We start from the raw sequence: 2197 nt of genomic DNA on the forward strand, positions 1-2197 counted from the left end.
ATCAGGCGGCGGCCCAGCTCCGCCTCCATCCTCAGCAGCTTCTGCGTCTCGCCCTCCAGCAGGCGCCCGGCCGGGATGCCGGTCCAGGAGCCGACCACGTCGGCGATGTCGTCGGGGCCGACCTCCTCCTCGGCCTCGGACGCCGCCTCCAGGTCCCGCTCAAGAGTGGGGATCTCGCCGTACAGCAACTTGGAGGCGGTGTCGAAGTCGCCGTCGCGCTGGGCGCGTTCGGCCTGGCCGCGCAGCTCGCGCTCGCCGGGGCGCTGCCGGAGCTGCCGTTCGCCTGCGGGCTGGGCACGACGTCGCTGCTGGACGGCGACCTGGTGGCCGAGTCGTTCGTGCCGCGCGGCGGTCATCTCCCGGTGCCGCGCAGCGCTCCGCTGCCGGACCCGGCCCGCGTCGCGGCAGCCACCCCGTCCGCCGAGGACCAGCGCCGCTGGCTCGACCGCCTCACCCGCGTCCACCAGCTGCTGCCAGCTTGATCGCGCACATGCACAATGGTGGACAATTGGTGCATGACATGTCTTTTCGTGACATATACAGTGAAGGCATGACAAGCGCTGCTGTGAAGATGAATCCGCAGGGCCGGGTCTCGATACCGGCGCCTTTCCGGCATGAACTGGGGCTCACACCGGACACCGACCTGGTCAGCTATGTCGAAGACGGACGAGTGGTGTTCGAAGAACGGGAACACCTGATGCGGCGCATCCAGCAGACGGCGCTCAACAGCCGGGCGACAGCTGGATCACCAGTCGACGAGCTGCTCGCAGACCGACGTGCCGCAGCAGCACGCGAAACCGCCGAGACGGAGTCATGAGCATGGTCGTCCTCGACGCTTCGGCAGTCCTGGCGTGGGTATATGCGGAATCGGGGCAAGAAGCGGTCGCCGAACATCTCGACGGGGCGCTGATCAGTGCGGTGAACTGGTCAGAGGTCTTGCAGAAGATCGCTGCCAATGGCGGCGACGCCGACCTTCTCGGCCTGCAGATCGAAGCTCTGGGCGTGGAAGTGATCGCTTTCGGTCGAGACGATTCGCTAGCGACGGCCGCGCTTTGGCCGACGACCCGGGAGGCCGGCCTGTCGCTCGGGGACCGAGCATGCCTGGCACTGGCGCGGCGCCTCGCCGCGCCAGTGCTCACTTCGGACCAAGCTTGGAAACGGCTCGACACCGATGCGGACATCCGGCTGATCCGCTGAGCGGCTTCGAGCTGCCGCGTCAGCGGCGGTGCTTGCGGCGGCGGAGCCAGCGGAACAGCAGCGCACCGGCGGCCAGCACCGCCACCGCGGGCAGCACCCGCTTGAGCACCGGCGTGCCCGCGGTGCCGAGCAGGTCGATCGCCTCGTCGGTCGGCATCGGGCCGCCGGTGACGACCGTGTCCGCGCGATCGGACCGGGCGTGCCTGGCGGCGCTCGACGAGCCGACGGTGTCCGGCTGCTCCCCTGCCGCCTGCTCCCCCGCCGGTGGCGTGACCCGCCACGCCGGGGTGCGGCTGCGCGCTGCTTCCGCGCCCTGCGCAGCCGCCGCCGCGGCGGTGGTGCGCTGCTCGCCCGCGGAGTCCTCGGCCGCCTGCGCGGCTTCGGCCACCTTGTCCGACTCGGTCTTGCCGGAGCCACCCGCCGAAGCCGCGCCCGCGCCCTCGGCGGCGGCCGCCTCACCGGCGAGCTTCTCGGCCAGGTTCGCCGCGAACTGGTTCAGGATCTTGCTGCCGACCTCGGTCATCAGGCCCCGCCCGAGCTGCGCGGGCTTGCCGGTGACCTTCAGGTCGGTGTCCACCTGCGCGGAGGTGCTGCCGCCTTCGGGCGTGAGGGTGAGCGTGACGGTGGCGGCAGCGGTGCCGTTGCCCCGCGAGTCCTTGCCGCTGGCGTCGATGACGACCTTGCGAGCCGCTTCGTCGACCTCTTCGAACGAGCCCTTCCCCTTGTACAGCAAGGAGATCGGGCCGAGCTTCACCTTCACCGAACCGGCGAACTCGTTGCCGTCGGCGCTGCTGAGCGTCGCGCCGGGCATGCAGGGGGCCACCTGCTCCGGGTCGATCATCGCCGGCCACGCCACGTCGACCGGGACCGGGACGGTGAAGTGGTGTTGCATCTGCACGGGAGAAATCCTCCTGGTCCATCGCCGCTTGGGCTCGGCGCGGGGCGAGTTCCGGTCCGCGGGTGCGGCCCGGGCGGGCGGCCCGGCCCCGGCCCCGGCGGG

Annotated in this window: 3 protein-coding genes and 1 pseudogene; 2 read left to right on the top strand and 2 right to left on the bottom strand. The window is 71.1% G+C overall.

Annotation, left to right across the window (positions count from 1 at the left end; all coding sequences use genetic code 11):
- Positions 1 to 278: pseudogene (locus IJH84_RS08870) on the bottom strand (hypothetical protein); the annotation flags it as partial.
- A gap of 200 nt (positions 279 to 478) precedes the next feature.
- On the opposite strand from IJH84_RS08870, the gene IJH84_RS08875 reads away from it, so the two are divergent.
- Positions 479 to 817, top strand: a complete 339-nt coding sequence (locus IJH84_RS08875; protein WP_295142559.1) for an AbrB/MazE/SpoVT family DNA-binding domain-containing protein — start codon at positions 479 to 481, stop codon at positions 815 to 817.
- Positions 814 to 1197, top strand: coding sequence for a PIN domain-containing protein (locus IJH84_RS08880; protein ID WP_295142561.1), 384 nt, complete (start codon positions 814 to 816; stop codon positions 1195 to 1197). Before IJH84_RS08875 ends, IJH84_RS08880 begins: the two co-directional genes overlap by 4 nt.
- A 19-nt stretch (positions 1198 to 1216) precedes the next feature.
- Here IJH84_RS08880 and IJH84_RS08885 read toward each other — a convergent pair.
- Positions 1217 to 2197, bottom strand: a 981-nt coding sequence (locus tag IJH84_RS08885; protein WP_367268997.1) for an SRPBCC family protein, incomplete at its 5' end; no start/stop codon positions are given.

Source organism: Saccharopolyspora sp. (assembly GCF_017434145.1).
Taxonomy (GTDB): Bacteria; Actinomycetota; Actinomycetes; order Mycobacteriales; family Pseudonocardiaceae; genus Saccharopolyspora_C; species Saccharopolyspora_C galaxeae.